The organism is Ferrovum myxofaciens (assembly GCF_013181415.1).
In the GTDB taxonomy this organism is placed as follows: Bacteria; Pseudomonadota; Gammaproteobacteria; order Burkholderiales; family Ferrovaceae; genus Ferrovum; species Ferrovum myxofaciens.
The window spans coordinates 2143431-2165012 of the sequence record NZ_CP053676.1; the positions used below are offsets into that span (position 1 = coordinate 2143431).

Here is a 21582-nt window from a genome sequence, read left to right on the forward strand (position 1 = left end):
CTGCAAGTTTGCCGTGTTGCCCTCTTCACCCCAAGGGGGGCTGTGGTTTCGCACGCCATGGAACCTACCGGCGGGTCACGCCGGCAGGGACCCTGATTCCGCGCTGGTACTGCCCCCAAGGGCATTGCACCTTCAGTCTCCTGCCTGATCATCTAGTTGCTCGCTTTCCTGGAACTCTCAATGAGATTGAGCGGGTGGTCGCCACCGTAGCCGGGGTGAGGTGTTGCGGGACGAAGCGCGGGAGTTTGCCAAAGAGTTTGGAGTACAGTTCAGAGCGGAAAGGGAAGCCAAAAGGAAAGCCGAGATCGAGAGGCAACGGGAAAAATCTGAGGCCATCGAACGAGAACGGCGGGTTGACCCTAAACCAGCGGAACAGCAGATCGAGAGACAACCAGAACAGCCGAAATACCCGTCCGCACCAGCATGGGATATAGATAGGGATTTTGGGCGATAATTTCGTGATAGTCACTATTTTGAGCGCCAGAAAAAAGGCTATCCTCCCTAGTTAAAACAAAAATGTAGTAACATAATCGTATGAAAACAAGATTTTAATGGGATCCTGCCAAGGCGGTAACCAATTTCAGGAAGCACCGTATTAGTTTTGAGGTTGCTACTCGTGTTTTTGCGGATCCGTTCGCGCTGGTTGAGCAAGACCGCGTCGAGAATGAGGAGAGCCGCTGGCAGACCTTGGGGCTTGTTGATGGCTATTTGTTGCTTCTGGTGGCCCATACCGTCCGGGACGAAGAGGAAGGCACCGAGGTTATCCGTATGATTTCGGCACGTCGTGCCGAACCGAAAGAGAGGAATCGCTATGAGCAAAATCGTTCGCTATGAGGTTGATCTGAACAACCTACCGCCGCTGACGGAAGAGCAGCAGGCTGAGTTAAAGGCATTGGCAGCGATGCCAGATGAATCCATCGACTACAGTGATGTTCCACCGCTGGGTGATAAGTTCTGGAAGCGGGCAGTGCGCAATCCGCTTTACAAGCCTACCAAGACCTCCACTACGGTGAGGGTTGATTCGGACGTGATGCTGTGGCTCAAGTCGAAAGGCAAGGGCTATCAGACTCGCCTGAATGAGATTTTGCGCAAGGCGATGGTCGAGGAGATCAACGAGGCGCACGACCACTAATGTGACTGTCACGGCTATCTACAAACTGCAACACGAAATTCTGGCAGGGGTAATTATTTGTCAGCATTTTCCTTGTTCGATAGCGCGTGTTTGCACATGATTTGCTTTATGGCTATGATGTGGCTACAGGTAATCAGAAGGAGGGTAAAAATGGACATCAGTACAATTGCTCAGGCAAAAAATCATTTACCTAAACTCATCCATGCAGCAGAGGCCGGTGATGACATACGCATTTCACGTCATGGCAAACTGGTAGCGGTAATAATTTCTGCAGAACGTTATCAACAACACTTCAATTCAGGAACAGGCGTTTTTCAAGCCATTATGGAGTGGCGGGAAAAACAATCGGCTCTGGATCTTACCGATACGGAGGTCGATAGTTGGCGAGACCGCGCAGTTGCACGGGAATTTTCATGGGAATGAAGTACTTGCTTGACACTAATGTCCTGTCTGAACCCACCAAGCCACAGCCTAACCTGCATGTACTGGATAGGCTTGAGCAGTATAACGGGCAATACTGCACGGCTGTGACGGTCTGGCATGAATTGAATTACGGCGTGGCACGCATGGCAGACTCAAGACGTAAACAAGACCTGATTACATACCTCAAGTCGCTTGAGCAAAGCGGTTTAATTATCTTGCCTTACGAAAAAAATGCAGGGCTATGGCTCGCTCAGGAGCGAGGAAGGCTTGCAAAACAGGGCGTGACCATCCCGATTATGGATGGCGAAATTGCAGCTATCGCCGCAACCTGTAAACTTGTGCTGGTTACGCGCAATGTGAATGACTTTACAATTTATGATGAACTGCTAGTGCAGAACTGGTTTGTGGCTTAGAGATGGTTGAGGCGACAGATTCTCTGACACCGGGGGCACGTCAGAAACGCAAACAACATCAATGTCAGAAAACGTATCCCAATTCCCGACAGCGTATGACCCGATGAGCCAAATCTGCAAACCTCTATCGGAGGCACGAAGTCGATTTGCGTCTTCACGCAGAAGATTGATTACCTCGTTTCTTTTGCGCTCACGCAAAGCGTATATCGGGGGAGGTATTTTGCCTATCTACAACTAAATTATTTTCCATTATTCTGACAGTCAATGTTTGGTTAATCAACCACGAACCCCGGAATTATTATTAGGTGCACAGAGATTTATCGTCAACCACAAAACACTTTTTTATGGCTGCATGACAGAAGAGGGAAAAAGATGAAAATCAACTACGAAAATCGGATACCCTTTTTTTATTATAAGCATACTTTCGTTGTGCAAACCCTATCACTGAAACATTGTGACTTGACGGATTGGACAATATTGGCTAATATGTCTATCGTAGCGTCAGGAGACTACCAACATGCAAACATTCACAGCGACAGAGGCAAAAAACAACTTCGGCAATTTGATGTCGGCAGTTGAGAAAGGCTCGGTTTCGATCACCCGTAATGGGCGCGCCGTTGCGATACTGGTCGCAGTTGAGACAGGTAAGGCGCCGATGAGTGAAGCGGAAATAAAAAAACTGCTCACGCTGTACGCTGACGGACTGATGAGTCGTCACGACGTTCAGGATGAATCGGGGCTTGCTTTCGATGAAATTCTGGAAAGAATGGCTCTGTTTGGATTAACGCTGCCGATTGTACGGACGATTGACAGGTATGATGCTAGCCAGAAGGCTCTGTATGATGAGATTTTCAGCCATGAGTAAGCGAATTTCGTTGATCGTTGCTGATTCAGGACCATTAATCACATTGTCGATGGCGGGTTCGCTGGACGTCTTGTTGCGCCAAAACCAGCGCGTAATCATTCCGGATATGGTCAAGTATGAGGTTACACGCGATATCAGCAAGCCTGGTGCATTGCATATACACGAATGGATCAGAAATAACGAACCGGAAAATGTTTTCGTTGCCTCAACCGAGATATTTGAGAACTTTTTGATCGTTCTCAAAGCCAAACCAAACTCAGTACGGGTTAAAGGCTTGACAGGTGAAGAAGCGGCATCTGAAGTGCTGAAACGCGAAATCGACAAGCGCATCGATGTCGGTATTCTATTGTTTGAAGACAGTGATGTAAGAACGGACAATTTCGTGTTCAGGGTTCCGGCAAATGTGTTGATTATGTCAACTTCTGAATATTTGCACGGGATGGAAAAGGCCCGTTTGATAAACAGTGCCATTGATATCATTGCGCGTGCAATTCCGACACGCGGCCATGAGATACAAAACAGGTTCCTGAAGGCGTCACCGGGCGCTGAGGAATTTGTTGCGGATTATTCAGGTCAGTTCAGACCAAGACGGCGTTGATTGACGAGCCGGACGGTCACAATGAGCGAACAGAAAATAAATTATACAAACAAAAATAATTTGATATAATTTCCCGAAAGGGGGAAAAATGTCAGATTTTGTTTTCCATCGTGCGGCATTAGCCAGCAGCATGATTGATGCCGTGACGGGCAACGGCATTTTGGATGCCAGTTCCGGGTTGTTTCTGGCTGCGCCAAGGCGAACCGGAAAGAGTACCTTTTTGACCGAGGATTTGATCCCCGCGTTAAAGTCTCGAGAGGTGCTTCCGATTTATGTCGATCTGTGGGAGGATCGGCGTGTCGACCCTTCCATCATGATTGCGAGCGCCATTAAAAAGGCGATAGCGGGTGAGGTTGGGGTTTTGTCAAAAGCCGCCAGGCAAATCGGAATTACAAAAGTGTCAACTCCGATATTTTCGTTTGACCTTGACAAGATCGGACGGGAAGACGGCGCCACCCTGAAAGAAGCGCTCGAATCCTTAATCCAAAAACGCAAGAGGCCCGTCGCGTTGATCGTTGATGAGGCGCAGCATGCTACCCTATCCAATGACGGCATGAACGCCATGTTCGCCCTAAAATCGGCGCGTGACACCATAAACTCTGGGGGCAATCACAATCTTTTGCTGGTTTTTACCGGATCGCATCGAGACCGTCTGGCGCGGCTTGTGACCCACAAAGACCAACCTTTTTTTGGCGCAAGAGTTACTGACTTTAAATTGTTGGGCCGCGATTACTGCGAAGCCTATACGCAGTGGTTCAATCGGAGTATTCAGCCAGAATCCCGCCTGGAAGTCGACGATGTTTATGCTGCTTTCGATACCGTGGGTCATCGCCCGGAATTGCTTAAAAATGTGGTGGCCGATGCGTTTTTGAACTACGATGGCCCGTTACCAAAAACAAAAGCATTACGAGAATTGGCTCTTTTGGTTAACGAAAGCCTTTCGGAAGAATTAAGCGAATCGTTTTTTTCTTTAACGCCCGTCCAGCGCGCCGTGTTGTTGAGAATTTCTAACAGCAAAGGCGATGACGGACTGTTTTCGTCATCCGCTATGACCGAGTATGCGGATCTTGTTGGATCCCTGGTAACAGCGTCATCGGCCCAGTCGGCCTTGCGGGGCTTACGTGATCTGAACATCGTCTGGAAGTCGGCGAACGGCACTTACGAGACTGAAGATCCCCTCTTGGAAAGGTGGTTGAAAAACCATCCAAAAGGTTTTACAGAAACCGGCGAAGAGGCGGTTTGCAACAAATGCCACGCCGTTCCGTGCGTATGCGGGAACAGCAGACCGAGAGGTTGATGCCAACTGCCGCCAGTGACGGAAAACATCTGTTTCCCGTCACTGCGATACCTCCCACGGATTGATGAGTGGCACTCCCGTGGGCTTAAAATCAGCGACGTTGCGAGTGACCACCGTCATGCCATGCACAAGGGCTGTTGCCGCGATGAGTGCATCGCGCTCGCCGCGCTTGTCGGGTACATGCAGCCTGGCGCAGCGTTGTGCCACGACGGTATCGACAGGCAGCGTGCGCCCGGAGAACTCAGGCAATACGTGCTGCTCTAGCCACGAGCGCAACATGGCCCCCTGGGTGGCGTCCTTTCGCTCAATCGACAGAACGCCAAGCTCCAGTTCCATGATGGTGATGACCGACACAAAGAGGTCAGCGGCATCAACGCTTTCCGTCCATGCCGTCACGTTCGTATCGGTCTTACCAAGCCGCACCTTGCGCAGTTCGGACACCACGTTGGTATCGAGAACAAACATCATGAGAAATCAGCCGGTCGAGTTTCGATGGTCACACGCGGCGGATCAAACTCGATGTCGGCAATACCAGGCATAGCCAACGCATCGGCAATGTTGCGCCGCTGCTTTGTGAGCCGCTGATAGTCCTCAAAGCTCATAAGCACATGGGCCGGTCGGCCTCGATCTGTGATGAACACCGGCCCGTTGTTTGCGGCCCGTTTTGCCTCGCTCGCCCCTTGGTTGAACTCACGGCTTGATAAGGTGGTAATGGTCATGACGACACCCCCGTACGCTTGAATGATGTAGTGATGTTACTACGTCATTCAAGCGAGTGCAAGTGTTTCAGAGTCTGTAAACGGTCAGCACAGTGGACAAATTCCGCCGGTTTGGGGTAAGCGGTAAGCCAGCGGCGTTGTATTTTCCTGGATAATTTTTCTGCATACTCCTCTTCAGATTGTGACACAGGAGAGCAGGTATGGAAACCAAGCGTAGCAGGAGAATTCGCCACAGCAGGCAGGACTGGCAGGGGCTCGTGTCCGAGTTTCTGACCAGTGGTCAGGACTGCAAGAGTTTCTGTCGGGATAAGGGATTAAATCCATCCCGATTGATACGTTGGCAAGGGGTATTTCGCAATGGGATTTCCCCTGCCATCAGCCAGATGCAACCCGTAGGGTTTTTGGATCTGGGTACGCTGCCTGCCCCTGAACCTCAACCCCGGACAGGAATCCTTGAACTCAAACTCGATCTGGGTGGTGGGGTGGTACTGACCCTCACCAGAAACTGATGTTCTTTGCCGAAGCCAGGGTCCGGGTCTTCATCTACGGTCAACCTGTAGATGCCCGCAATCCTATGGACCGAAGTGGGTGCCGAACTGACCGGAGTGGCCCAGTCCCTGATCACCACCTGTCGGCTGCACGACATCAATCCCTATGACTACCTGGTGGATGTTCAGACACTCACGACGCAGATATCTATAGTCTGTAAAATCGGATGTTGACTCCGAATTTTCATATATAATGCTTGAATGATTCTACGAACCCGTCATCTTGAGTTGCTCAAGCGACAACTTGTCAATTTCCCCGTGGTTGCTATTTTGGGCGCCCGGCAAGTCGGAAAAACCACGCTTGCCCGACAGTTGGAAGTTGATTGGGCTGGCCCAAAGCATCACTTCGATCTGGAAGATCAGGATGACCAGGCACGACTTGCCGATCCGGCTTTTATCCTGCGGGAGTTGAAGGGGTTGGTGGTGTTGGACGAGATTCAGTTGCGTCCGGATATTTTCCCATTGCTGCGCGTATTGGCGGATCGATCTGATAGGCCCGCTCACTTCTTGCTGCTTGGCAGCGCGGCTCCTGAACTATTGAAACGTACCGCTGAGAGTCTGGCTGGCAGGGTCGTTTTTCACGAGTTGGATGGGTTGGCACTGGATGAAATCGCACCATTTGCATCCGAGCCTGACTGGCTGGATATTCGTTGGCTGCGCGGCGGTTTTCCGCGTGCGTTGCTTGCAAACGATATGCAATTTAGCCGTGAGTGGCGTGATGCCTTCATTCGCACGTATCTTGAGCGAGATTTGCCGCAATTGGGTATTCATCTCCCTGCGCTGACGCTGCGCCGTTTTTGGACCATGCTGGCGCATTACCACGGGCAAACCTGGAATGGAAGCGAGTTGGCCCGAGCGCTGGGTGTGAGTGACAAGACAGTGTCACGCTATCTGGATATTCTGGAGGGGACCTTCATGGCATACCGTTTATTACCCTGGCATGCGAACATAAGCAAGCGCGAGGTCAAAGCGCCCAAGGTTTATGTGGCGGATACGGGTTTGCTGCATAGTTTGCTGGGAATCGGTGAACGAGAGGCTTTGCTGGCGCATCCGAAGTGTGGCGCATCGTGGGAAGGTTTTGTTTTGCGCGAAGTCATCCGTCGAACAGGGGCAAAACGGGGTGAGGCATTTTTTTGGGGCGTGCATGGTGGTGCAGAGTTGGATTTGTTGATTCTTCAGGAGGGTCGTCGCCTGGGGTTCGAAATCAAATTGACAAAGTCGCCGCAAGTGACCGCATCAATGCGCTCATCAAAAGAAACTTTGGTGCTGGATCATTTGTATGTAATGTGCCATGGTGAGGGTGAGCCCTGGCCATTGGCGCAAGGAGTGACGGCTGTTCCAGCGGCGTGTCTGGCTTCGGAGCAATGGCTACCAGCACGGTAAGCGGAATCAACATAATGGGGGTTGATTTGCGCGTTTTTTACCCCTTTCATCCATTTCATGAGATAGTTTCCTCATGCGCGACATACTGATTACCTTGATTGTTCTGTGGATACTGTTCAAAGCAGTGAAGCATCCTGCCATTGGCATCCTAGGGTGGGTCTGGATCAGTGTCATGAACCCCCATCGCCTGGCTTGGGGCTTTGCCTATGACTTTCCCTTTGCCATGCTCATGGCTGCAGTGACTATGCTGGGTTTGGTGGTGACCAAGGATAAACGGCAGTTCCCCGTCACCCCCGCCACGGTTTCTCTGATCCTGTTTATTTTCTGGATGAATATCACCTCTCTGTTCGCCATCAACTTCGACCAGATCTATCCTCTATGGAGCAGGGTCATGAAGATTTTATTCATGACCCTGGTGGCTATGTCAGTATTGAACACGAAACAACATATCCGTTGGCTGGTCTGGACCCTGGTGGTTTCCCTGGGGTATTACGGGGTCAAAGGCGGGGCATTCACCTTGGCTACGGGGGGAGGGTACACGGTGTGGGGCCCAGCGGGGTCATTTATCGAGGAAAACAACGCCTTGGCGGTGGCAACGATCATGCTGATTCCCATGCTGCGTTACCTGCAACTCACGGAAGAAAACCCCTGGGTACGCCGGGGTCTGGTGGTGGCCATGGGGCTTTGTGCGGTCTCTGCCATTGGCTCCTATTCTCGCGGAGCACTCATTGCCATTGTGTCCATGAGTTTCTTTCTTTGGACCAAAAGCCCGCGCAAACTGCCCTTGGCACTGCTCATGATCATTCTGATACCCTTTGTGGTGCTGTTCATGCCGCAAAAATGGGAAGACCGCATGAATACCATTCAAACCTATCAACAGGATAGTTCTGCCCTCGGGCGTCTCAATGCCTGGGGCATGGCCTGGAATCTGGCGGTGGATCGACCTCTGGTGGGGGGGGGGTTCGAAATCTATGACAAGGAGGTCTTTGCCCGTTACGCGCCGGAACCAAAAAACGTGCATGCAGCCCACAGTATCTACTTTCAGATCCTTGGGGAGCATGGATTCGTGGGGCTGTTCCTGTTCCTGGCGATCGGTTTTTTTACCTGGCGCAGTGGCAGTTGGATCATTCGGGAAACTCGGGGGAAACCCGATTTGCACTGGGCCAATACCCTGGCCAGGATGCTGCAGGTCAGTCAGATCGCCTATGCCACGGGGGCTGCATTTCTGAGTTTGGCTTATTTCGACCTGCCCTATTACATCGTGGTCCTGATGGAAGTAACCAAACTGTATATCAAGAATCAGCAGGAAGAAAATTCACGGGTGGTCTCTTCTCAGAGACCCGGTCCCCGGGTGATTCGCCCGGCGGAATTGTCTGTGATCCCACGTGAGGGGGAGTCACTTGGGTGAATGGTTGAGGATGTGTTTCGAATCCGTCAAAAAATACGCTGCACTATACTTCAGTCTCTAAAATATGGTGCTATCATTTGATGGCTATTGGAGTCCAACATGGAAACATTTAGCATACGTGACTTGCGTGAGCGCACAGGTGACTTGGTGCGTACCGCAGAATCAGGCCACCTTTCTGTAGTTGCAAAGCATGGGCACCCCATTTTTGTTGCAGTGCCGCTTGATGAGCACGCTTTGAGCCAAGGCATAACAGTTGCATTGGCTTGTCGTCTGTTTGCCGACAATGCGTTAAGTTTGGGCAAGGCCGCACGGATGGCCAACATCCCGATCGAGAGTTTTATTGAGTGCTTGGGGGGAATGGGCATATCAGCAGTCAATTACGCTGTCGAGGAACTGGATCACGAACTGGAATTGTTGGCATTGTGAAACCGGTTGTTGCAGATAGTGGTCAAATGCACAACATAAATTTCTATCGTTAAACATGGGCCACCCGAGTTCGCAGAATATTTCCAGATGATTCGATTTAAAATTTCAACCAGATGAAATTATTCAATTTTTAACCGCACAGTAGCGATTTTTATCTATTGTGGTTTTCAATCTGTCACGAGCAGCACCCAGGAACATTGCGACAAGGATAATCAGTAACATAGACACGACATAGCCAAGGAAAGGGTAATTCGGGGTTTTTATGAAGAGATAGGTGTGTATCAAATAAATTTCCAGTACAGATCCTGCCAATATCGAAGAGATGGGTCCAATGATGTCCGGTAACCTTCGTGTGAGCAAAATATGACAGATCGCGACAGCGGAAACGAGTATGAAGTAATAATTGAGGGAATGGATTCCCCAATACTTGTTGAGTGCCAACATCGTTGTGATGCTTGCAATCAGAATGCCGGATGCATAGATAAAAGGTAGTCTCGACTTGATCGTTGCGATGTAAGTGCCGAATAAAAATCCGAATATGGTTATCCAGAGTTCATAACCCACAAGGACGGTGAAATTTAGATAGGTTGTAATTCCCAGCATGCACAGGATAAATATGAATGCCACCTTCGGGTTCCTGTTGGTGCGTTCAATGACCGGGTATACGATATAGAACATCCACAAGACGGCAAGGAACCACAGGCCGTTTCCAAACGGGCTGTGATTGTGAATACCGAACCAGGAAAGGATGGCATTAAGGCCGACCATACTCAATAAGGTATCCCAGGAAAATATTTTACTTTTTGCCTGGATCAGGAAAAGCAGCAGCAAAAAACAGTTTGTGACAACCAAACTGTAGCCGAGGCGTATCAACTTCGCCTTCCAAAATCTACTTATCGAAAAATCTCCGTGATACTTCGATGCCGAGAAATACCCGGAGGAAAAAGCAAAAACGAACAGGGCAACGGTCGTGGGTATCCACAATAGGCCACCGAAGTAGTGAGCCGTAGCCACCATCAGAATGCAAATCACTTTTGTGACAGAAAAATTGTAACTGATATCGTCAGGTTTCATTTTGATCCGGTAGTGATGAGAACATATCCAAGGAGACCTTCGCCTATCTGGCTGCACATCCTAACCGGTTTGAGTATGTCCACACCCCCAAGCATGGATCCTGGCTCAATCTGGTGGAAACGGCGTTCTCGAAGATGGCCCGTACATTCTTGCGCCACATCCGGGTCTCCTCAAAAAAGGAACTGAAGGGCCGCATGGAAAAAGGGATTGCCGAATGGAACGAACACCCGGTTGTCTTCCAGTGGAGCAACTTCGATCTGGGCTTGGAATGATATATAAGTTGTTTGGTGTTATGTTGTACTAGGACGCGTGGTGTGTTTCTTTCTCCAAGGCAGCAACGATCAAACTATTCAAACTCACGCCGCGCCGTGCCGCTTCGATCGCAATCTGTCGGTGTAAGTCTCGACCAACCCGCACATTGAATGACCCTTTGAATGGTTGCTCTGGCGTGATATTTTTTTCTTTGCACATTGCCAAGTAATCATCCACCCCATCGTGGAAATCTTTGCGCAACTCTTCGGCATTACTGCCCTCATAACTGATCAAAGCGCGTATAAACTGCACTTTGCCGAAAAAAATACCGTCTTCATCGCTGTACTCGACTGACCCAGTGTAGCCCTTGTGTTCTAGCAATTTTTCGTGTTTTTCCATGTGCAAATCCTACTGGATACCTTGGGATGTTGCAACTATAATTAGTCGCACTTGGCGGTTATTTTAGTGAGCACTTTGCTTTCCCGATAGGCTTCGCGTTCAGAAGTCATGGTCGTTTGCTTGCCTTCCTGAACTTGACGGCGCGGTGCTTCGAGCGCCTTGCCGTACAGGTCAGTATTGGTAACAGCATCTGCCAGAGAAATACGGAAGGTGACCTCAATCTCCTTGTTCATGGTTTCTGCAAGGCACCGATCAGATTTGTCACATAGGCCTTCATGCAAAATTTGGACTTGTACGTTGCATTTGCATGGGCACCGAGTTTTTTCTTGAAATCCCGATCATTGAGCAGTCGTTGTATGGCCTCCCGTAACTCGACGACATCCCCCCGCTTCACCAGAAGGGAATCGACACCTTCGGTGACATATTCTTCGACGGTGGGGGTTCGGGTGATGATGGTGGGTTTGGAGGAGGCCATGGCCTGGATCAGCACCATTTGCCCGGCTGAAATGTCGTTGACCTGAAGGGGTATGACCACGAACAGTGCGTTTTTAAGTTCTTGTACGTATGCCTTGTCGTAGCAGTTGCGCAACAACAGGACATTGGCAGGAACTTCCAGTCCGGTGAGGGCGAATTCGCTATCACAAACCACATGCAACGCAATCGGGAGGGGGGCAACGGCTTTGAACAAAGTGGCGTAATCCCGTCCGGAACGACCGGCAGAGAGGATGTAGTCTCCGGCGTCGGGAAAGTTCTTTTTTTCAAGCGTGCGTTGCTCTTCGGAAGGGTCTGCGTCAACGGAAATATGAAGACCGTAAGGGATATACTCGAATCGGGTACGTGAAGATTTAAAAATTTCTTTGTAGCGTTCGACTTCCAGGGAAGAATGGCAGATGGCTTGGTCGGCGATGGAAAATACGAACCGGAAATAAAGTCCCCGCAGCCAGTTGGCGAGCGGTTGCGGTCGGTGAGTGAAGATAAAACCGAGCAAGACGATATTCGGGCGTTTTCGGAAGAGCAGTGCGCGAAAAATGCCAAATATGATCACTTCGATGTGTGACCCCACCACCACGGTATCAGGGTAGGGCTTGCTCAAAATCAATGAACGAATTGCCGATGAAACAGCGAATTTGGTGACCTTGGGCCAACCCAGCAACAACAACCATATTCTTGCGTGGTATCTCAGAATGACTTCCCCAGGGAAAAGACGGTGGGGAACTCCCAGTGCAGCCAATTCTTTTGCAAAAGGAGAGTTTTTTGCTCCCTTCGAGAAGGTCGGGAAAAAATGAATCATTCGATCAAACCTCCGAGCACGACCATCGCTTGTTTCTTCCAGGGTTCATGAGGAAGCAGTTAAAGAAGGAGAAATCTGGATGACCTCAGTCCTTACTCGTTTTTCCAGACACCTGTCTTTTGCAATTTCTGGCGCAGGCCGGGCAAGGGAAACCCTCCATCGTAGGCTTTATGGGCGTAGTCCAGAGACTTGTCATATTCCTTCATCTTGAAGTACAGCAGTCCCATGTTGTATTGCAGGTTGGGATTGTCCGGCTCGATTTTTTCGGACAACTGGTAGTTCTGTAGCGCCTCCTGATCCTTGTCATGGTTGGCCAGATAAATGGCATACAGCATGGGAGGGGTGGGGTCTGTAGGCGCAAAATCCATGGCGCGGTGGAAGTAACATTCTATGGAGTATTCGGCTCCGTGCGGTTGTAGGGTATGATCCTTTTCCGCCAGTCGGGCCATGGCGTTGAGGGCCCGAGGATGGTTGGGGAAGGCGCTCAGCACATAAGACAGGTCCCCTCCAATCGGTCCGGTACTCCCCTGTGACAAGGATTCCACGGCGGGAGTGAAGTGGCGCATTTCCACCAGATACAGGATATGCCCCTTGTTGTCCGGATCGTTGTAATCCAGGGGGAAATTGCCCGGCGTGCTCTTGATGGCGGGGGGGCAGCCCAGGTCGGCATAGGCACTGTGCAGGGAACCGGACAGCAAAAGGGCAAGGGCGATGGAGCGTAATATCAGGCGCATAAAAATTTCTCGCTCAAGGATGATCACTGGATTCGGTGGAGTGCTCCAGCAAGGTGAGGATTTTCTGGAGAACGGTAACCGGTGAAGGATGGGACCCATCGATGACGACCTGAGGGTGTTCCGGGGCTTCGTAGGGGCTGTTGATTCCGGTCATGTTGGGCAGTTGTCCGCTGCGCGCTTTCTGGTATAACCCTTTGGGGTCTCGTTGTTCGCAAATTTCCAGGGGGGTGCTGACATAGACCTCAATGAATTGTTCTGCGCCAATCAGGTCGCGGGCCATTTCCCGCTCGTTGCGGAAGGGCGAGATGAAGGCGGTCATTACTACCAGTCCTGCATCACACATCAGTTTGGCGACTTCTGCGACGCGCCGGATATTTTCCACCCGATCGGCTTCGGTAAACCCCAAGTCCTTGTTCAGGCCTTGTCGGATATTGTCTCCGTCCAGAATGTAGGTGCGTTTTCCCTGGGCATGGAGTTCCATTTCCAGGGTATTGGCCAGTGTGGATTTGCCTGATCCGGACAGGCCGGTAAACCAGATGACGCATCCCCGGTGACCATTCAGACGTTCACGGTCGGCCTGGTGGATGGTGAGGGATTGACGATGCACGTTCTGGGCGCGCCGCAGGGTATGACGGATCATTCCGGCGGCGACGGTGGCATGGGTGAAACGGTCCACCAGAATGAATCCCCCGAGGGCCCTGGAGTTTTCATAGGTGTCAAAGGCCAGAGGCTTGGCACAGGCCAGGGTACAGACGCAGATGTCATTAAGGGCCAGGTTGCGGGTGGCTTCGTGGGACAGGGTGTTGATGTCCACCCGGTACTTGATTCCGGTCAGGGTCACCGTGGTCCACTGGGTGGCCAGTTTCAGGGCATAGGTCCGTCCTGCGTGTCCTGGTTCCTCGCCCATCCAGACCAGAGTGGCTTCAAAATGATCGGTGGTTTCCAACGGCTGATTTTGCGGGGAGAGGACATCGCCCCGCGAAATGTCGATTTCCCTGGACAAGGTCAGGGTGAGGGCATCGCCGCAGAAGGCTTCGCTGACCGGGCCGCTGGGGGAGATGAGGGCGCTGACCTGGGCCGTTTGTCCGGAGGAGGTGACGCGCAGGGTATCTCCCACCCGTACCCGACCCCGTTCGACGGTGCCACAGAAACCCCGAAAATCCGAATGGGGGCGGTTGACCCACTGCACCGGAAAGATCAGTCCTCCTTCCCGTTCGGGCGGGACTGTGACGGTTTCGAGGTATTCGATCAGGGTCGGTCCCGGATACCAGGGGGTGGCCTCGGACGGATGGGTGACATTGTCGCCCTTCAATGCAGATAAGGGAATGGCACAAATTTCCGTGAAATGAAGGTCCTGTGCAAAAGTGTCGAAAGCCTTCCGAATGGAGTGAAAGACAGCGCTCTGGAAGTGCATCCGATCCATCTTGTTGATGGCCAGGACGACATGCCGGATCCCCATGAGGGAGACCAGATAGGCATGACGCCGGGTCTGGGTCAACAGACCCTGAGAGGCATCCACCAGCAGGATGGCCACCTGGGCGGTAGAGGCCCCGGTAACCATGTTGCGGGTGTACTGTTCGTGTCCTGGTGTGTCCGCCACGATGAACTTGCGGCGCGTCGTGGAAAAAAATCGATAGGCCACATCGATGGTGATGCCCTGTTCCCGTTCGGCGGCCAACCCATCCACCAGCAGGGCAAAATCGATGTCCTCGCCCTGGGTCCCGTGCTTTTTTGAATCGGCAGAGAGCGTGGCCAGTTGATCGTCGAACAATTGTTTGGAATCCCAGAGCAGGCGTCCGATCAGCGTACTCTTGCCATCGTCCACGCTGCCGCAGGTGATGAAGCGCAGCAGATCCAGTTGTTGCTGACCTTGTAAAAATTCTTCCGCTGAGAGGGGGGCAGTGAGTTCCATCAAAAATATCCTTCCTGCTTTTTCTTTTCCATGCTGGCAGAGTCATCGGAATCGATCATTCTTCCCTGACGTTCAGAACTTCGGGCATTGACCAGTTCCAGAATGATCTCTTCCAGGGTTTCGGCGTTGGATTCCACGGCGCCGGTCAGAGGATAGCATCCCAGGGTGCGAAAGCGCACCCTGCGTTTTTCAATGGTCTCCTCCGGGCGTAATCGACAGCGTTCGTCATCCACCATCATGAGCATGTCCTCCCGTGCCACCACCGGACGAATTTTTGAGAAGTACAGGGGCACCACGGGGATGTTTTCCTGATGGATATATTGCCAGATGTCCAGTTCGGTCCAGTTGGACAGGGGAAATACGCGGATGCTTTCTCCCCGATGCTTGCGGGTATTGAACAGATGCCACAGTTCGGGGCGCTGGTTCTTGGGGTCCCAGTGATGGGTGGCCGAGCGAAAGGAGAAAATGCGTTCCTTGGCCCGGGATTTTTCCTCATCCCGTCTCGCACCACCAAAAATGACGTCAAACTTGTACAAATCCAGAGCGTTTTTCAAGCCCTCGGTTTTGGTAATATGGGTATGCAGGGAAGACCCATGATCAAAGGGGTTGATATTTTTTTCGATGGCTTCCGGATGGGTGTAAACCAGAAGTTTCATGCCGGATTCCCGGGCCATGTAATCCCGAAAGAGGTACATCTCCTGGAATTTCCAGCGCGTATCGACATGGAGTAGTGGAAAAGGGGGCGTGGCAGGGTAAAATGCCTTGCGGGCCAGATGCAACATGACGCCGCTGTCCTTGCCGATGGAATACAGCATGACGGGGTTATCGGCTTCTGCCACGGCCTCCCGAATGATATGGATGCTTTCTGCTTCCAGGCGTTGCAGGTGTGGATTGATTTGATGAGATGAACGGAGGGGGCGGCTCTGCGAATCCAGGTCGAGTACCGGAGGGTAGGGCAACAGGTTCCATCCGGAGGCCGTTGTACTCTGACGACAAAGGGGAACCAGGGAGCCATGGGGAAATACCGTGAAAGGGCCGTTCAAATGAGTTTTCAACGCTTCCAGCAGGAGAACGAGATCCTCCGGGCGACAGGGTCCGGGCAAGGGGAACCACCAGCGATTGCCCTCGAGATCATTGAGAAAAATGTAATTTGTGCCGTCGACGCCTTGCTCCGATTGAGCAAACAAGAGAGGGTGCCCCTCTGTTCTGGCGACCTTCACTTCATGATCCAGGATCAGGGCATTGAGTTTTCTTCCCGATTCATCCCTCAAGGCCTCTGCTGTCAATGGGGCGGGGAGCAGTCCCCATGCCTCCAAGGGCGAGTCTGTCAGGCGTGGAGCGAATCCCAGGTGATCGAGACGGTGGATCATCATTTCGGTACTCCACAGACGGGAGGGAGCGGGTTCAAAAAGAAGCGTGGGAGGCATGGACTTGTGGACCCAATTGGGATACATTGCGCGAAGGAATCAATGTAAAGGATTCTAACTCCGTTTTGTCGGTTTTAATACTCTTTAGACGATGAATATGACCCGTGAGTGCAGACAGCAAGACGAACCGGTAACGCAGGGAGCGAAGATGGCGGTGTTGGACATCGTCAAGCGGTCGGGATGGGCTATTTTGCAATATTATTCGGAAATAGCCTCCGCCGATTCCCGTCATCCACTGAAGGTGACACACAAGGAGGATCGGAGTCCGCTGACGGAAGCAGATCTGGCTTCCCACAAAATCATTGTAAGCGCTCTGTCTGAACTGACCCCCCATCTTCCGGTGATTTCAGAAGAGGATGGAAAAAGGGTCCCGAAGTACCCCGCTCCGGAATGTTTCTGGCTTGTGGATCCCCTGGATGGAACCAAGGAATTTTTGGCAGGAAGTGGTGAATTTACAGTTAATATCGCTTTGATTTGGCATGGAAAATCTATATTTGGTGTGGTGGGGGCTCCGGCCCTGGATTTGATCTACTGGGGGGGGGAAGGCGAGGGTGCATTTCGAATCGATGGAATCATGGGGGGCTCCATCGAGATTGCGCCGTGGCCGGTTTCGGGTAGACCTGTGCGGATTGTGGCGAGTAAAAGCCATATGACGCCAGAAACCCTGGCATTTGCGCAGCGCTTCAAGCCCAACGAGTTGATTCAGGCGGGGAGTTCCCTGAAGTTTTGCCGGGTTGCCGAAGGCAGCGCCGACCTATATCCCCGTTTGGGGCCTACCTGCGAATGGGATACGGCGGCGGCTCAGGCGGTGGTGGAGGGGGCCGGAGGCCATGTTTTCGATCTGGAGGGCAGGGCTCTGCGCTATGGCAAGAAAGAAATCCTCAATCCGTATTTTGTCGCGTCTTCCGTTTCTTCCGAGGTCATTCTGCCGGGTTTGTCGTGATCGGTTTGGCCCATGCCGGCCTGGGAGCATTGACGGGGTTGGCCATCGGCCTGACGGGCGTGGGTGGGGGAGCACTCATGGCTCCGGCATTGATTTTCTGGTTTGGCGTGGAACCCCAGTCCGCCATTGCCACGGATCTGTGGTTTGCGGTCCTGACCAAACTGGTGGCGGTCAAGGCGCATCATGGAGAAGGACAGGTGGATTGGCAGGTGGTGCGACGGCTTTGGTGGGGAAGTGTCCCGGTCGCCTGTCTGGTCGTTTTGCTGGTGGGGCATGGGGTAACTCTGGGGAAACCGGAGGACTTGATTGCATCCGTCGGGGTTTTGGTGATCGTGACGGGTCTTGGATTATTGATGGCTCCCCATTTGTTGAAGGTTGGGCGCATGCGTCGTTTGGGTCGCCCTGAACGATTCAAGGCGGTTCAACCGGTACTGACGGTGGTGGGAGGTGCAGGTCTGGGGTTTTGCGTGGCCCTGACTTCCATCGGTGCCGGTGCCTTGGGCAGTGTGTTGTTGCTGTATTTGTACCCGCTCCGGATGACCCCGCACCGTTTGGTGGCCACGGACATCGCCCACGCCATTCCCCTGGCGTTGGTGGCGGGCTTGGGGTACCTGTGGGCCGGCAAGGTGGATGGGTCGCTATTGCTGGATCTGTTGGCGGGGTCACTCCCTGCTGTTCTGGTGGGCAGCCTCTTGAGCCGAAGTATTCCTGGGCGGTGGATGCAGATACTGCTGGCCACTTTGTTGCTGGTGGCAGGCATGAAAGTGTTGAACACTTGTCCGCGCATTCCCCTTCCTTGGCGAGTTCCATGCCAGCATTGCGCCAGGAGGGGTTAGCGGACGGTTTGTTTTTGTAAGAGTCTGCAAAAACAGCATATAAGTCAATTTATTTACGTTTTAACTATTGCATAATAATCAAAGTTCTGGTATAATTTCATGATGCAGATCGGCAATCGTTTTCGTTGTTACCCCACTCCTGCACAGGAACAAACCTTGTTGCAGTGGATCGGCTGTCAGCGAAACATCTATAACGCCAAAGTACGCGAAGATCGGTATCTCCGGTGCTTTGCGCGCAAATCGCTGCAACACGTCGGTCAGTATGCGCCCATTGACCAGAAGTACGGACAATTCAAAACCGAACTTACGCCGTATCTGGACGAAGTGCCTAGCGTCGTACTGCGGAATGGTGCAGTGCTGTGGAAGCAGGCGTATGGTCGTTATTTCTCCAATCTTGGAGGACGCCCAACTATCCATAAAAGGCACGGCAAGCAATCGGTATGGCTCACTTCGGAAGTCTTCAAGTTCGTGCCGGTCGCAGAAGGTTACGAACTTCATGTAGGAATCAAGAAATTCCCGGTTGGGGTGTTGGCATTCAAAGCCCATCGAGACTACAAGATTCCTGCTTCGCTACACATCAGCATTCACGCCAGGCGCTGGTACGTTTCGTTTAACTACGATGACGGGATTCAAGAGCCTTCCGATAAAGAAATAGCTGATTGGCTGATTCAGTTTGATGAAGCCGAGTTGCGCAAGATGACTGCAGGACTGGATCGAGGCGTCAACTTGCCGTTGGCTGGAAGTGACGGACAGAAATTCGGGTTTTCAAAAGTTCAGGACAAGCGTCTACTCGCCCAGGAACGCCACAAGAAGCGCTGGCAGCGCCGCCAGGACCGACGAACCGAATACTCATCAGGTTGGTTCAAGGCGAAGCATAAGGCGGCGCGTTACCAGCGGTACGGCGTTGACGTGCGCAGGGATGTGGCGCATAAGACCAGTCATACCCTGGCTTGCGATCCTCTTTACAAACTCTACGTATTCGAAGCCCTTAAAATCAAGAACATGACTCAAAGGGCAAAAGCCAAAAAGGATGCTCAGGGCCGATGGATGCGTAACGGAGCGGCTGCGAAGTCTGGGCTCAACAAATCCATTTTAGCCTCTACCTGGGGACAGACAAAAACGTATTTGCAGTACAAGGCCCGTCGACAGGGCAAATTGGTTCTCGAAGTACCACCGTTTTATTCTTCGCAGGAATGTGCCGCATGCGGTCACGTTCACCAGGACAACCGGGTATCGCAATCCGAATTTGTCTGCCTAAGCTGCGGGAACACAGACCATGCCGATCATAATGCCGCAAAAGTCATTGCTATGCGTGGCGTCAAGTTGTTGAAATCGGGTGAGTATGTCGAAAAGAAGAAAAAGCGGTGCAAGATCACAAGAAGTACGCAATGTGCCCCCGCAAGGGGCGAGGTAGGGGCGGAAGGCTCTCGAACCGGCTGCGAGAAATCGCAATCTACGCCAAGTGAGACCTCGGTAAGTCGTAGAAGTGGAAACACTTCCGCGCGCTGGTCGTTGAACTTGGAAACCCCCGTCACAAGACCTTTAGGTCTTTAGCGGTGGGAGACTTCATAGGAGTTGTCTGACGCATGAAAAAGCAAGTGCTGGTGATCATCGGCATGCACCGCAGTGGTACCTCAGCCTCGACGGGGGCCCTGCGCTGCCTGGGCGTGGACCTGGGAGACCGGTTGTATCAGGGGCATGCGGGCATCAATGACAAGGGGTATTTCGAGCATGCCGGCATTGCCGATACCAACGACGAAGTGCTGGCTACCCTGGGATCTTCGTGGGATGACCCCCTGCTGCGTCCCAATGACTGGTGGAAGCGCGATGATCTGGCGCTTTATGTCAGGAAAGTCAATAAACTGATCCAGCAGGACTTTTCTCGCAGCCCTTTGTGGGCCGTGAAAGATCCTCGGGTTTGTCGTCTGTTGCCCTGGTGGCTGGAGATCTTCGCCTCTTTGCAGATCACCCCCCACTTCCTCTTTGTGGTACGCTCTCCCGCCGCGGTCCACCGTTCATTGGAAAAACGGGATGGATTCCCCAGGGAAAAATCCTTTCTGCTCTGGACGTTGCACTATCTGGAGGCGGAACGATACAGTCGTGGGTATGCCCGAACTTTTATCGATTTTGACCGGTTTCTTGAAGAACCCGTGGAATCTTTGCTGCGGATCGAGCGGGAACTGAACCTCACCTTTCCGGTTTCTGTCAATGAGGCGAAATCCGGTCTGGACGCATTTCTGTCCCGTGACTTGCGCCATCACACGGCAGAACAGGAACTTCAGGATACACAACCTGTTCTCAAATTGGCGCAGGACCTTCATGGTGAATTGGTGAGCGCAACGAAAGAACTGCCTCTGAATATTCCTGTCTTGAATGAATTGTGGACGCGCATGGAAACGATTCAACAGGGGTTTCCGGAGGCTTTGGTGAGTCATATCCGTTCGTCCGGGGTCATTCGCGGTGGTTTGCAGATCACCTTCAACCGCATTCTTCGTTCCTGGTCCTGGGTGATCGGAAAACCGGTGCGCTGGGTGGAAAGACGTCTTTTTGGGCAGGATGTATGAATAAGCCCATGGTTTCCGTCATCATCCCGACCTACAACTGCGCGGATTACATTGCTCAGACCCTGGAGGGGATTCTGAATCAAACCTTTCAGGATTTTGAATTGATCGTGGTGGACGATGGCTCCACGGATCGTACCCAGGACATCGTCGCCCGCAATTCTCCCCGTGTTCGCCTCATCGTCCAACAGAATTCCGGGGTCTGTGTGGCCAGAAACCGTGGCATCAGTGAAGCAAAGGGACGGTTCATCTGCCTTATCGACCATGACGACTACTGGTTTGCAGATAAACTGGCCTGTCAGGTCGAAGCCATGGAAAAATATCCGGAGAGTGGTGTCATCTATACGGACTTCACCCTGTGGTTTCCCAAGGACGGACATTTTCCTGAACCCCACACTTTACACAAAGCAATCCCCACAGATCAGATCGACCCGGATTATTCCGGGTGGATTTATCACCAGTTATTGCTGGATTGCTGGGTGCTCACCAGCACGGCCATGTTCCGGGCCGAAGTCTTCAAGAACTGTGGCAGATTTGATGAAACATTACCCTACAGCGAGGACTGGGAACTGTGGCTGAGAATTTGCCGGAAGTATCCATTTACCAAATTGACCTACGCATCCACGTTGTACCGCCAACATCCCCATCAGGGAAACAGAAAGGTCAGGGATGTGGATTATCGAACCCGACTCCTCACCCAGGCCCGGAAACAGTGGGGCCTATGCAGTCAGGACAACCGATGCGTGCCCGCAACCGTTTTCAGAAAGAAGTTGGCGGACTACCATGCCGACTTCGGACTTTATCATCTCAAGGCAGGACACCGAACCACAGCAACTCAGTCTTTGATCAAAGCCTGGCTCACCAACCCACTCCACCTCAAATATCCCTGCTACTTGGCAGCGGGATGGGTGGGCTGGAAACCAAAGTGGTGAGAACTACTT

At 52.1% G+C, this 21582-nt stretch carries 25 protein-coding genes and 3 pseudogenes; 18 read left to right on the forward strand and 10 right to left on the reverse strand.

The features are described from left to right. Positions 1-534 precede the first annotated feature (534 nt). The 4 genes and pseudogenes from HO274_RS10535 (at position 535) to HO274_RS10550 (ending at position 1968) form a co-directional block, all read left to right on the forward strand. Positions 535-834: pseudogene (locus HO274_RS10535) on the forward strand (BrnT family toxin). Continuing rightward, positions 812-1132 (forward strand): BrnA antitoxin family protein, encoded by a 321-nt coding sequence (locus HO274_RS10540; protein WP_273119441.1) that lies wholly within the window; start codon positions 812-814, stop codon positions 1130-1132. The pseudogene HO274_RS10535 and the gene HO274_RS10540 overlap by 23 nt, the downstream one beginning before the upstream one ends. A 150-nt stretch (positions 1133-1282) precedes the next feature. Next, positions 1283-1555, forward strand: coding sequence for a type II toxin-antitoxin system Phd/YefM family antitoxin (locus HO274_RS10545; RefSeq protein ID WP_273119444.1), 273 nt, complete (start codon positions 1283-1285; stop codon positions 1553-1555). Then, entirely contained in the window at positions 1546-1968 is a 423-nt protein-coding gene (locus HO274_RS10550; RefSeq protein WP_031598929.1) for a type II toxin-antitoxin system VapC family toxin, read from the forward strand. The genes HO274_RS10545 and HO274_RS10550 overlap by 10 nt, the downstream gene beginning before the upstream one ends. Here HO274_RS10550 and HO274_RS13585 read toward each other — a convergent pair. Continuing rightward, positions 1942-2166 (reverse strand): nucleotidyltransferase domain-containing protein, encoded by a 225-nt coding sequence (locus tag HO274_RS13585; RefSeq protein ID WP_420537362.1) that lies wholly within the window; start codon positions 2164-2166, stop codon positions 1942-1944. The two genes, HO274_RS10550 and HO274_RS13585, sit on opposite strands and share 27 nt — an antisense overlap. Before the next feature lie 319 nt (positions 2167-2485). Between HO274_RS13585 and HO274_RS10555 the strand changes: the two genes are divergently transcribed. The 3 genes from HO274_RS10555 (at position 2486) to HO274_RS10565 (ending at position 4728) form a co-directional block, all read left to right on the forward strand. Next, positions 2486-2833 carry a type II toxin-antitoxin system Phd/YefM family antitoxin gene (locus HO274_RS10555; protein WP_273119449.1) on the forward strand — a complete coding sequence of 116 codons (348 nt, stop codon included), beginning with the start codon at positions 2486-2488 and terminating at the stop codon, positions 2831-2833. After that, positions 2826-3431, forward strand: coding sequence for a PIN domain-containing protein (locus HO274_RS10560; RefSeq protein WP_273119452.1), 606 nt, complete (start codon positions 2826-2828; stop codon positions 3429-3431). The genes HO274_RS10555 and HO274_RS10560 overlap by 8 nt, the downstream gene beginning before the upstream one ends. Before the next feature lie 88 nt (positions 3432-3519). Next, a complete protein-coding gene (locus HO274_RS10565; RefSeq protein ID WP_273119455.1) occupies positions 3520-4728 on the forward strand; it encodes an ATP-binding protein in 1209 nt (402 codons plus the stop codon). Positions 4729-4767: 39 nt separating this feature from the next. On the opposite strand, the gene HO274_RS10570 is transcribed toward HO274_RS10565, so the two are convergent. Further along, positions 4768-5196, reverse strand: coding sequence for a type II toxin-antitoxin system VapC family toxin (locus HO274_RS10570; protein ID WP_031599110.1), 429 nt, complete (start codon positions 5194-5196; stop codon positions 4768-4770). Further along, a complete protein-coding gene (locus HO274_RS10575; protein ID WP_031599112.1) occupies positions 5193-5447 on the reverse strand; it encodes a type II toxin-antitoxin system Phd/YefM family antitoxin in 255 nt (84 codons plus the stop codon). Before HO274_RS10575 ends, HO274_RS10570 begins: the two co-directional genes overlap by 4 nt. A 200-nt stretch (positions 5448-5647) precedes the next feature. Between HO274_RS10575 and tnpA the strand changes: the two genes are divergently transcribed. The 5 genes and pseudogenes from tnpA (at position 5648) to HO274_RS10600 (ending at position 9212) form a co-directional block, all read left to right on the forward strand. Next, the gene (tnpA, locus tag HO274_RS10580; RefSeq protein ID WP_273119459.1) at positions 5648-5956 is read left to right on the forward strand and encodes an IS66 family insertion sequence element accessory protein TnpA; all 309 of its coding nucleotides are present in this window, start codon (positions 5648-5650) and stop codon (positions 5954-5956) included. Positions 5957-6022: 66 nt separating this feature from the next. Further along, positions 6023-6121: pseudogene (locus tag HO274_RS13590) on the forward strand (transposase domain-containing protein); the annotation flags it as partial. 75 nt (positions 6122-6196) lie between these two features. After that, positions 6197-7378 (forward strand): ATP-binding protein, encoded by a 1182-nt coding sequence (locus tag HO274_RS10590; protein WP_273119466.1) that lies wholly within the window; start codon positions 6197-6199, stop codon positions 7376-7378. Between the two features lie 73 nt (positions 7379-7451). Further along, positions 7452-8786 carry a putative O-glycosylation ligase, exosortase A system-associated gene (locus HO274_RS10595; protein WP_273119469.1) on the forward strand — a complete coding sequence of 445 codons (1335 nt, stop codon included), beginning with the start codon at positions 7452-7454 and terminating at the stop codon, positions 8784-8786. Positions 8787-8885: 99 nt separating this feature from the next. After that, the gene (locus HO274_RS10600) at positions 8886-9212 is read left to right on the forward strand and encodes a type II toxin-antitoxin system prevent-host-death family antitoxin (RefSeq protein ID WP_273119472.1); all 327 of its coding nucleotides are present in this window, start codon (positions 8886-8888) and stop codon (positions 9210-9212) included. Positions 9213-9335: 123 nt separating this feature from the next. On the opposite strand, the gene HO274_RS10605 is transcribed toward HO274_RS10600, so the two are convergent. Next, positions 9336-10286, reverse strand: a complete 951-nt coding sequence (locus tag HO274_RS10605) for an acyltransferase family protein (RefSeq protein ID WP_273119477.1) — start codon at positions 10284-10286, stop codon at positions 9336-9338. A gap of 20 nt (positions 10287-10306) precedes the next feature. Between HO274_RS10605 and HO274_RS10610 the strand changes: the two are divergent. Continuing rightward, a pseudogene (locus tag HO274_RS10610) lies at positions 10307-10558 on the forward strand (IS630 family transposase); the annotation flags it as partial. Between the two features lie 28 nt (positions 10559-10586). Here HO274_RS10610 and HO274_RS10615 read toward each other — a convergent pair. The 6 genes from HO274_RS10615 to cysD form a co-directional block, all read right to left on the reverse strand. Continuing rightward, positions 10587-10937 (reverse strand): type II toxin-antitoxin system HicB family antitoxin, encoded by a 351-nt coding sequence (locus tag HO274_RS10615; protein WP_273119480.1) that lies wholly within the window; start codon positions 10935-10937, stop codon positions 10587-10589. A gap of 41 nt (positions 10938-10978) precedes the next feature. Beyond that, positions 10979-11170 carry a hypothetical protein gene (locus HO274_RS10620; RefSeq protein WP_273119483.1) on the reverse strand — a complete coding sequence of 64 codons (192 nt, stop codon included), beginning with the start codon at positions 11168-11170 and terminating at the stop codon, positions 10979-10981. Next, positions 11167-12228 (reverse strand): glycosyltransferase family 4 protein, encoded by a 1062-nt coding sequence (locus HO274_RS10625; RefSeq protein WP_273119486.1) that lies wholly within the window; start codon positions 12226-12228, stop codon positions 11167-11169. Before HO274_RS10625 ends, HO274_RS10620 begins: the two co-directional genes overlap by 4 nt. A 92-nt stretch (positions 12229-12320) precedes the next feature. After that, positions 12321-12962 carry a tetratricopeptide repeat protein gene (locus tag HO274_RS10630; RefSeq protein ID WP_273119488.1) on the reverse strand — a complete coding sequence of 214 codons (642 nt, stop codon included), beginning with the start codon at positions 12960-12962 and terminating at the stop codon, positions 12321-12323. A gap of 13 nt (positions 12963-12975) precedes the next feature. Beyond that, entirely contained in the window at positions 12976-14874 is a 1899-nt protein-coding gene (gene cysN, locus HO274_RS10635) for a sulfate adenylyltransferase subunit CysN (protein ID WP_273119491.1), read from the reverse strand. Then, complete coding sequence (gene cysD, locus HO274_RS10640) at positions 14874-16247, reverse strand: sulfate adenylyltransferase subunit CysD (protein WP_273119494.1); 1374 nt, start codon at positions 16245-16247, stop codon at positions 14874-14876. Before cysD ends, cysN begins: the two co-directional genes overlap by 1 nt. A gap of 202 nt (positions 16248-16449) precedes the next feature. Here cysD and cysQ point away from each other — a divergent pair, with 202 nt between their 5' ends. The 5 genes from cysQ to HO274_RS10665 all read left to right on the forward strand — a co-directional run bounded on the left by cysQ (position 16450) and on the right by HO274_RS10665 (position 21573). Beyond that, the gene (gene cysQ, locus HO274_RS10645; RefSeq protein ID WP_273119496.1) at positions 16450-17244 is read left to right on the forward strand and encodes a 3'(2'),5'-bisphosphate nucleotidase CysQ; all 795 of its coding nucleotides are present in this window, start codon (positions 16450-16452) and stop codon (positions 17242-17244) included. Continuing rightward, entirely contained in the window at positions 17241-18080 is an 840-nt protein-coding gene (locus HO274_RS10650) for a sulfite exporter TauE/SafE family protein (RefSeq protein ID WP_273119498.1), read from the forward strand. The genes cysQ and HO274_RS10650 overlap by 4 nt, the downstream gene beginning before the upstream one ends. Before the next feature lie 99 nt (positions 18081-18179). Further along, the gene (locus tag HO274_RS10655) at positions 18180-19634 is read left to right on the forward strand and encodes an RNA-guided endonuclease InsQ/TnpB family protein (RefSeq protein WP_273119500.1); all 1455 of its coding nucleotides are present in this window, start codon (positions 18180-18182) and stop codon (positions 19632-19634) included. Between the two features lie 32 nt (positions 19635-19666). Beyond that, complete coding sequence (locus tag HO274_RS10660; RefSeq protein ID WP_273119503.1) at positions 19667-20644, forward strand: sulfotransferase family protein; 978 nt, start codon at positions 19667-19669, stop codon at positions 20642-20644. Continuing rightward, positions 20641-21573: a glycosyltransferase family 2 protein gene (locus HO274_RS10665; protein ID WP_273119505.1), complete on the forward strand. Its 933-nt coding sequence runs from the start codon at positions 20641-20643 to the stop codon at positions 21571-21573. The genes HO274_RS10660 and HO274_RS10665 overlap by 4 nt, the downstream gene beginning before the upstream one ends. Positions 21574-21582: the final 9 nt, after the last annotated feature.

What these genes read in the sequence shown, in the direction of transcription:
- HO274_RS10540 (WP_273119441.1), top strand. Translation starts at nt 812, where the DNA reads ATGAGCAAAATCGTTCGCTATGAGGTTGATCTGAACAACCTACCGCCG.
- HO274_RS10545 (WP_273119444.1), top strand. Translation starts at nt 1,283, where the DNA reads ATGGACATCAGTACAATTGCTCAGGCAAAAAATCATTTACCTAAACTC.
- HO274_RS10550 (WP_031598929.1), top strand. Translation starts at nt 1,546, where the DNA reads ATGGGAATGAAGTACTTGCTTGACACTAATGTCCTGTCTGAACCCACC.
- HO274_RS10555 (WP_273119449.1), top strand. Translation starts at nt 2,486, where the DNA reads ATGCAAACATTCACAGCGACAGAGGCAAAAAACAACTTCGGCAATTTG.
- HO274_RS10560 (WP_273119452.1), top strand. Translation starts at nt 2,826, where the DNA reads ATGAGTAAGCGAATTTCGTTGATCGTTGCTGATTCAGGACCATTAATC.
- HO274_RS10565 (WP_273119455.1), top strand. Translation starts at nt 3,520, where the DNA reads ATGTCAGATTTTGTTTTCCATCGTGCGGCATTAGCCAGCAGCATGATT.
- HO274_RS10570 (WP_031599110.1), bottom strand. Translation starts at nt 5,196, where the DNA reads ATGATGTTTGTTCTCGATACCAACGTGGTGTCCGAACTGCGCAAGGTG.
- HO274_RS10575 (WP_031599112.1), bottom strand. Translation starts at nt 5,447, where the DNA reads ATGACCATTACCACCTTATCAAGCCGTGAGTTCAACCAAGGGGCGAGC.
- tnpA (WP_273119459.1), top strand. Translation starts at nt 5,648, where the DNA reads ATGGAAACCAAGCGTAGCAGGAGAATTCGCCACAGCAGGCAGGACTGG.
- HO274_RS10590 (WP_273119466.1), top strand. Translation starts at nt 6,197, where the DNA reads ATGATTCTACGAACCCGTCATCTTGAGTTGCTCAAGCGACAACTTGTC.
- HO274_RS10595 (WP_273119469.1), top strand. Translation starts at nt 7,452, where the DNA reads ATGCGCGACATACTGATTACCTTGATTGTTCTGTGGATACTGTTCAAA.
- HO274_RS10600 (WP_273119472.1), top strand. Translation starts at nt 8,886, where the DNA reads ATGGAAACATTTAGCATACGTGACTTGCGTGAGCGCACAGGTGACTTG.
- HO274_RS10605 (WP_273119477.1), bottom strand. Translation starts at nt 10,286, where the DNA reads ATGAAACCTGACGATATCAGTTACAATTTTTCTGTCACAAAAGTGATT.
- HO274_RS10615 (WP_273119480.1), bottom strand. Translation starts at nt 10,937, where the DNA reads ATGGAAAAACACGAAAAATTGCTAGAACACAAGGGCTACACTGGGTCA.
- HO274_RS10620 (WP_273119483.1), bottom strand. Translation starts at nt 11,170, where the DNA reads ATGAACAAGGAGATTGAGGTCACCTTCCGTATTTCTCTGGCAGATGCT.
- HO274_RS10625 (WP_273119486.1), bottom strand. Translation starts at nt 12,228, where the DNA reads ATGATTCATTTTTTCCCGACCTTCTCGAAGGGAGCAAAAAACTCTCCT.
- HO274_RS10630 (WP_273119488.1), bottom strand. Translation starts at nt 12,962, where the DNA reads ATGCGCCTGATATTACGCTCCATCGCCCTTGCCCTTTTGCTGTCCGGT.
- cysN (WP_273119491.1), bottom strand. Translation starts at nt 14,874, where the DNA reads ATGGAACTCACTGCCCCCCTCTCAGCGGAAGAATTTTTACAAGGTCAG.
- cysD (WP_273119494.1), bottom strand. Translation starts at nt 16,247, where the DNA reads ATGATGATCCACCGTCTCGATCACCTGGGATTCGCTCCACGCCTGACA.
- cysQ (WP_273119496.1), top strand. Translation starts at nt 16,450, where the DNA reads ATGGCGGTGTTGGACATCGTCAAGCGGTCGGGATGGGCTATTTTGCAA.
- HO274_RS10655 (WP_273119500.1), top strand. Translation starts at nt 18,180, where the DNA reads ATGATGCAGATCGGCAATCGTTTTCGTTGTTACCCCACTCCTGCACAG.
- HO274_RS10660 (WP_273119503.1), top strand. Translation starts at nt 19,667, where the DNA reads ATGAAAAAGCAAGTGCTGGTGATCATCGGCATGCACCGCAGTGGTACC.
- HO274_RS10665 (WP_273119505.1), top strand. Translation starts at nt 20,641, where the DNA reads ATGAATAAGCCCATGGTTTCCGTCATCATCCCGACCTACAACTGCGCG.